Below are 7,224 nucleotides of genomic sequence, written 5' to 3'. Positions count from 1 at the left end.
CCCATTATTTTCCCCATGTTAGCAAAGCCTTAATTGACTTCTGGCCAGGAGGGGCGAAAAATCCTTGACAGGGTTTGCATCAAAAACAGCCGTTTTGTGCATACATATGCCCCATCTACTGTGGATGGGGCATATGTATGCACGCTCAGGTGATTCGCAATCAAAACTCACCCCCTCAATATATTGATATTAAACAATAAAATTGCACGTCATCGAAATCCGATGGCATAAGGATGCACGCTCGAACCATAACCATGCACACCTCACATTGCTGAAGACAAAAAAAGGCCCGCGCGAGGCGGGCCGTCGATTTTCGAAGTAGCGCAGGCATCACTTTTTCTTGCGCATTTCCTCGTAGGCGTCGAACAATTTGTCTTGGTCAAAGCTGTTTTGATAGTTGGGCATCGTGAAGGGCGAATAACCCAAAGGCAAACCAGTCCGACGCGAAAACCCTTCGGAGAAATGGTCAATAGTGCAGACTTTTTCATTTGCACGAAGCGTGACCGTCAGAGTTTCGATCAAGAGCTCGATCACCAGCCCCCATCGTTGGCATGTCGCGAAAACCAAGCGTTCCATGAAGTCATCCAGCTCGAAGTCATCGAACTCAAGCTGCGCCTTGTCACAGTAGCTAAAGATAAGATGAAGGAGCTCGTCCTTGTCGGTTTTGTTCGCGAGATCGATGCCGGAAAAGCTCACGGTGCGCAGGAGCCTGTAGAGCTGCTCTTCCTTCTGAATTTGGGCGGCGAGGCTGGGCACCCCGGAGAAGATCAGCATCAGCGGCCACTTATGATCCTTCAGAAGGGATTTGAAGCTATCCAGAAGTTTCTGGTTGGTCAGGCTGTCGTTTTCCGTGAACACGTGCTGGCACTCATCAAAGTGAATGCCAACCACACCCTGAAGCTCCGCATACTTTCTGACCTTGGACCAAATCTCGCTTTGCGAGTGCCTCCCTCGAAGCGGGTACTCGAGGACGTCCAGAATTTCGACGCCGAGATCTTTCCAGGTGACCCTGCCGGACAGAAGACATGAAATAATCCGAGCTGGACGCCCATCGGGCATGATGGTTGATCCATCGTTGAGGCGCTCCAACATGACATCGATTTCGGTCGACTTCCCTTGCCGGGAGTCACCGATCACCAAAATCCCGGAAGCCTCAAAACGGCCGCCGATAGAGGCTTTGATATAGTAATCCGTGGCGCACATGGTCATGGCCTCGGCGAGGCCCTGCGCTCGGTTGAACGGAAAGCGGGCCTTCATCAGGGGCTTTCGAACGTCGACCACCGACTTTTTGACGAATGACATTACTTCAACTCCTTGAGGTTGGAAGGACGCGCGGATTTCATGGACTGCGACTTGCGTGTGCGAGGCGCCTTTCCCTTGGGGGGAGATGGGTTGCTCGCCGAAGCGCCCGGCGATTGTTGCTCCTGTGTCCGATGGTCAGTGGACTGGTCGTCCGACGACGGCTCGGAGGTAGCGGGCACTTCTTCAGCCGTCCCATCAATGACGGAGGGTTCTTCACCGATGGCGAAAACCCCGTCGCTTTGCGCCAAGTTGGTGACATCGTCTGGAGAGGTTGTGCCGTCTAGCTGCCTTGTGCGTGGAACACGGGCGCCTGCGAAGACCGCCTTCGCAAGTGCCTTGCACTCCTCGATGGTCGAATAGCTGCGGGGCAGGTCGTGTTCGACACCGATGGACGAGATGTCCGCGTAACGGCGTGTCCGCGCTTCCATCAGGCGGTCATGATAGAGTTCAGTGACGTGCGGATCCTCGCGACGATACTCGGCGACCAACTGCAGGACTTCGCCCAGGGTCATGTCTGCGAATGCGGTCGTCTGAAGGGTGACTTCGATCGGATCCGGCACGCCCGGCATGAGGACCGTGGCAATGTTCAAATTGTCGGGGTCGACAAAGACCTCGACTTTCCCTTTGAAGAACTGCTCTTCGCGGGCCAGCTGCAGTTCGCCCGAGTTGAACCAAATACCCTCGAAGACGCGCACGCCTTCATCGGAAGGGGTGGTGCAGACCTGCCAGCCGAGATGAATGCGGCGGGTGTGGGGATCGATCACACCAGCCTTCCCGCGGGTGTCGTTGAGCTCATTATAGACATCCCAAGGACGGCGGCCGAAAATGCCAACGCCATAGTGCTTTTGAAAAGGGTATTCGTCCACGAGGTAGCGGGTCAGCATGGCATACAAGAGTTCCACATCGACAACCCCATTCTTGATTGCGTCGTAACCGGGGATGTCCCCCGGCCGGCGCCCCGTGTATCCCGGCATCACCTTGAAAAAACACGACTCCACTGTTCCAAAAAAACGTTCATCATGAGCACGGTCCGTAGGAGAGTACGTTCGGGTGATTTCGTTGATCGTTCCAATTCCCATCGATGATGCGATGACAGGTGAATTTCGTAGCCCTGACCCATTATCGTTTCGCAAAAGGTGAATACCGCACTCCCCGGCGGGATCATTTTTGCACCCGTAGCGGATCTTTTCGCGGGTCTTGTCACGGGTCGCCATGCGCAGAAGGGCAAGAGTAGCCTCTGCATTCGGGTGTTCAGTAATGATCCATGCCAAAGGCATGCGGCTGGCAACATCAAAAAGGACGATGATGTGAAGCCGTTTTCGAATATACTCATCCGCCTTTTCATAGGCCCGTTTCGTTTCGTCCGAGAGGGTGTGCCAGAAGCCTTTCTCTTTTGCAGACGTCACGAGCGACATTTTCTGCTCGTCCATGCCGCAGAGCTCACCAGGCATGAGCGCCCGGAAGTCAGTGCTGCCCCGCCCATGCTTTCGGCGGGTTTCTCGAAGCCCGTCTACTACAATCGCATACTCAGTTGGTGTGACGAGGCGGTCACGGTGCTCTCGAAGCGTCTTCTTTGATGGCACAGCGAGTTCTGGCAACTCGTTCAAGATGCGGCGCTTGTTCTCCTCATGAACGAGCGTCTCAAGGTATTGGTGAACATTCGCGATCGAATATCCTCTTAGGTCGAAGCCAAATTCGCCCCAGGCTTTGGTCATCAAATCGCGGAGTGGTACGGAAATACGCGGCGACCTGTTACCACGTAGGTGCGTCAATGGAACGAGGGCCTCGGCCACGCCCTCACCATTGCCGAGCTTCTTATACCTATTGTAGTATTTCAGGATTGTGCGGCCTTTGTAGAGAATGCGCGCTTTGGTTTTCTCTCCTCCACGACGCGGCGCGATTCGAACAGGCTCTTCCAACAGCAGTGTCGTTTGTTCAGCGATAAACCGGCGGGCGCTCAATGTGCTCAGGTTCCGGACGGTCGGGCGAAAACGCGGATCGTCTTCTTGTCGCAAAGCAACATAAATATCCACGACCTGACACATGGCCACGTGAAATCGTCCCAGAGCCTGCTGATCTTTGTTTTTCAGGGACATGATCGACTCGTGGCCACCAAGCCGCTTCCGGATGTGATCACCGTTCGCGGGTTGCGCGCTGTTGATCCTTGCCCCGGGAAGCTTGAGGTACTCGACGAACTTTTCATAGGGAACGACAGTCGCGACACCGTCCTCGAGGCCGACTGCCGTGTATCCAACGTCATTGCTTCCAGTGACTGCCATTGGCCGGTTGAGCAGAGTGATCTCGGTTCCCGGAAGAAGATTGTAACGCGGGGTGATGCTCATGCGGCGACCTCCAGGCGCGAGTGCTCCCAGAGAACATGATCGAGGTTCGCGGAAAGAGCGCCCTGCGCGACCAAACGGTAGCAAGCTCGAAAGGCGCGACGCTGAGAAATGGGCACATGCGGGAACAGATCCTTCATGTGATAAAGCGTCCGCAGATTTCGCGCAGTCTGCCAGACGATCTCATCCGCTTCCGGATCAGGATCAGCCATCATCGCATACATCCTGAAAAGGTTTTCGCGGCGCTGCCGCGTGTAGTCGTTTGCATTCACAACGATCAAATCATCCGCCGCGCTCTTGGGTGTCGCGGCACTGATGGCCGCGATGTCCCGCATGGTTCTCGGCTTTTCCAGGCTGCTTTCATTGCGGACGAAGACGAGGCGACGGTGCCCCGAGCATAACGTGATGAGGAGGTCATGGGTGTAGGCGCGAGTGCGACCGTCTTCATCTTGGAATTCGACGGTGAGCGGCTGGAAGTGCAGATCGAAGGTGTCTCGTGATAGGAGCACCTGCACCGACACAGCAGCCTCAGCAGCGCTTTCCGCAATGCCGACCTTGGGCACCCAATCATTGGCCGGCGTGCGGTATGGAATGAACACCTTGTGGCTGGTGTTGCTGCGCGAGCTTGGATTGCGCACGCCGTCAAAACCCAGAACGCCGTGGATTTCATCCAACTCGATGGGGCTCTTTCGCGGCAGTTTCTGGGGTGCGTACCACCACGTATCATTGTCTTTGACGAAATCGAAGTATTCGACGTAGTTCTTTTGGGTCTTGGGCATGGTTTTAGCTTGGTCTCGTGAAATACCACCGCGACCGAAAAGTCGGTCCGCGTCATCGTTTGACGCTTCACCTGCATCGAAGGTGCGGCAACGGAGCTTCACGCAAGCCGTCACCGTTCCCGCGAAGCGCGGGGTGCAGGGTCAGCAGGATTAGACGGGAAACCTTGAGGCAGGAGCGTCGATGTGATACCGACGAAGGTGGAAACAAGGGTGGTTTACGCCGTCCTGAAACGACTGATCCGCGCCAACGGATCAGTCGTTTTCGTTTGATCAAACTACATTGTGGCGCTCCTTTTCGTTGTTGATACCGTGTTCTTCATGACGGGCAGTTCTATATCACCAGCCCCGGCTGTGGGAAATAAAATACAATATTTTCAGGGTCTTGCGAAAATGAAACCGATGGGGCTTTTTCGCGATGCATGCGGGCGAGGGCTTGGTTCTCTGTCCCGCCTTGGCACTAGATTTCGTGCCGGTGTCATTCCGAACTTTGCTTTCGTCTTTGTGAAAACGATCAGCGAACACGGTTTTCTACCGAGAGCGCCTCGCGCGTCCGTTGAAAACCTGCCGTTGTAGCCGCCTTCATCACGAAGATTCGGCGCGTGATTCTCACCCGTTTTGATCGCTGTCCTACCCTCTTGTGCAGCCTTCCTTTCCTTCTGACGCCCGGTCCTTGGCTGCTCATGGGGGAGTCGGAAGCCTCGGACCGGAATCTTCGTAGTCATGAACCTTCGCGTTTCGCTGTCTTCATCTTGTTCAGCTGCGACGCTCATGCCCAAACGGTAGCGAATGACGGGAGGGGCGGCGAGGAAAAGAGCGCGTTCATGCCGGCACCTATCGGATGCTGATAGATGTTTCTCGCCCGCTTCTGGGGGCGTGTGCTTTCCTGGCGTAGCAGTTTGATCCATCGTTCGGTCGTGAGTGTGTTTAGTCAGGAGTAACGAGTAGATGGACGGGCCGTCGGAGTTGGAAACTGACACGATCGAAGGCCTGACGCGGCTCTTGCGTTTTGCCATCCAATTGCGGGGTCGTGACGCGGACCTAAGCGAACTCAAACGTCTCGAGGGCCGTTTCGACCTATCGACGTATGAGCCGCAGTTCCGCGGCGCCTTGGAGGACTTCGCTCGGCATCTCGACGGCTTTGGCGAAGACGAACGCTTCATTGAAGTCTGCAAGTTGATTGCTCGAGCGCTTCCTGACGATGCAAGCCTGAATGATGAGCTTTTTGAAGCACTGCTGAAAGCCAGCTGCTCCGAGGAGACTGTCCGGTTTTCATTTGAAACCAGCCTTCTGCTTTGTCTTCACCGCGCGCGATTGACCCGGCCGGCTCGCAGAAATCGCTATCCGGGCTATGACATCAGGTACGCTGGTATCGGACCAGACCGGCAGCTCATGGCATTTGCATCTCTGTTTCTCGATCTGCCTGTCTACACAGAGTCAAATCCACCTTGGGAGCCAGACCAGCTCTTCGATGATGGGGAACCAATCACAGAGTCCCCGGGACTCGAGATTTCGTTCCCGCCAAGCGAGTTCAGCATGAATGACGCACCTGATCTTGAAACCAGCGTGCGAAAGTATCGGCTGCCCCGCGCCGTTGACCGGGGAAAGTACGATCTTGAAAGCGTTATGCTGGAGTACCTTTGCGGCACGACTTCACAGGCTTTGGTTTTCGTGTCTGAGCGCTTTCTGACCTCAACGAAACAGTCGCGCCTCATGGCACGCCAGCACCTCATGGATATGGGGCGGGTCAGGCGGGTAGCGGCCTTCTCGGAGCCGCAAGACAAGCGGCACTTGGTGGAGCTTGCCTGGGGTGAGGGCCCTAGCGAAACCATCCAGATGGTATCCACCAACACGGTTCAGCGCTTCGTCGGCTCGGATCCGTACAGTCGGGATATCCGTGGAAAGTCACGGACGGTACCCACGCAAGAGGTGCGAACCTCAGGTGACTTTCTGTCACCAACCCGATACCTCACGACGGGCCCCGTGGGCGGTCCAAGCATAGCGGCGCATTTCCGAAATTTGATGACCGCCACGCAATACCCGCTCTCGGACTTGTTCGATATCATCAGGCCGAAGACAACGAAGAATGATCCTGTCGGAACGCTGACCATTCATGAGGTCAGCGCGGGGAACCTTGCGACCTATGGTGAATTGTCGGGGCCTTTTCGCAGCGTCAATTTACGCGCAACGGTAGAACGCCGACTGGATGAGCAACGCATAAGGCCTCGTGACATCCTGTTTGCCCACCGCGGGCCAGTAGGGTGCGTCGCATATGTTTCAGAGGAAGACCTTGACAACATGAGCCTATGGGCGGGTCAGACGCTGCTGATCATTCGGCCGCGGAGGAAGTACGTCCAATCGTCAGATATGCCGTCCTGCGACCCGAGAGCCTTGTTCATGTACCTACTGACCGCCAAGGTGCAGGAGTCATGGCAAGGAAAGGCCACAGACAGGCGAAGCCCGGCAATCCCAATCGGTGAAGTCGAACGCTTTGGAGTGCCAGAGAGCTTGGTCCTTCGAAAAAATGCCAAGAAACCATCCCATTCTCCGGAAGCGGAAAGCGCTTCCAATCTTTTTCTGTCGGAGTATCAGCGCTTGCGGCAAAATCGCGCCAAGATAAGAGAAATCGAAGCGCGCATGAATGACGGACTGGATCGCGTATGGGGTGCAGTCTGGAGCCGGCCGAAAAGCGAAGATGAAAAATAATTATGAGTAAGCTGCCATTTCATAACTAGTTGCCGCAACCGTCTCCTACCAAACTGTCCTCAACTCGCTCACACGTCGCATTTTGCTTTGCCGGTAGCCAG

At 55.4% G+C, this 7,224-nt stretch carries 4 protein-coding genes; 1 reads left to right on the top strand and 3 read right to left on the bottom strand.

Translation table 11 applies throughout. The features are described 5' to 3' along the window. Positions 1–330: 330 nt before the first annotated feature. Genes KUV65_RS17800 through KUV65_RS17790 form a run of 3 tightly spaced genes read right to left on the bottom strand, consistent with a single transcriptional unit; the run spans position 331 to position 4,420 of the window. Entirely contained in the window at positions 331–1,302 is a 972-nt protein-coding gene (locus KUV65_RS17800; RefSeq protein ID WP_222192081.1) for an ATP-binding protein, read from the bottom strand. Continuing rightward, complete coding sequence (locus KUV65_RS17795) at positions 1,302–3,644, bottom strand: hypothetical protein (RefSeq protein ID WP_222192080.1); 2,343 nt, start codon at positions 3,642–3,644, stop codon at positions 1,302–1,304. The genes KUV65_RS17800 and KUV65_RS17795 overlap by 1 nt, the downstream gene beginning before the upstream one ends. Beyond that, positions 3,641–4,420, bottom strand: a complete 780-nt coding sequence (locus KUV65_RS17790; protein WP_222192079.1) for a Tn7 transposase TnsA N-terminal domain-containing protein — start codon at positions 4,418–4,420, stop codon at positions 3,641–3,643. The genes KUV65_RS17795 and KUV65_RS17790 overlap by 4 nt, the downstream gene beginning before the upstream one ends. A gap of 945 nt (positions 4,421–5,365) precedes the next feature. Here KUV65_RS17790 and KUV65_RS17785 point away from each other — a divergent pair. Beyond that, positions 5,366–7,123: a hypothetical protein gene (locus KUV65_RS17785; RefSeq protein ID WP_222192078.1), complete on the top strand. Its 1,758-nt coding sequence runs from the start codon at positions 5,366–5,368 to the stop codon at positions 7,121–7,123. The last annotated feature ends 101 nt before the right edge of the window (positions 7,124–7,224 follow it).

The sequence above is a fragment of the Maritalea mobilis genome, assembly GCF_019800885.1.
In the GTDB taxonomy this organism is placed as follows: Bacteria; Pseudomonadota; Alphaproteobacteria; order Rhodobacterales; family Rhodobacteraceae; genus Roseibacterium; species Roseibacterium beibuensis.
Note: the sequence above shows the minus strand (reverse complement) of the source record. Positions and strands in the feature narration are given on the sequence as shown.

What these genes read in the sequence shown, in the direction of transcription:
- KUV65_RS17795 (WP_222192080.1), bottom strand. Translation starts at nt 3,644, where the DNA reads ATGAGCATCACCCCGCGTTACAATCTTCTTCCGGGAACCGAGATCACT.
- KUV65_RS17790 (WP_222192079.1), bottom strand. Translation starts at nt 4,420, where the DNA reads ATGCCCAAGACCCAAAAGAACTACGTCGAATACTTCGATTTCGTCAAA.
- KUV65_RS17800 (WP_222192081.1), bottom strand. Translation starts at nt 1,302, where the DNA reads ATGTCATTCGTCAAAAAGTCGGTGGTCGACGTTCGAAAGCCCCTGATG.
- KUV65_RS17785 (WP_222192078.1), top strand. Translation starts at nt 5,366, where the DNA reads ATGGACGGGCCGTCGGAGTTGGAAACTGACACGATCGAAGGCCTGACG.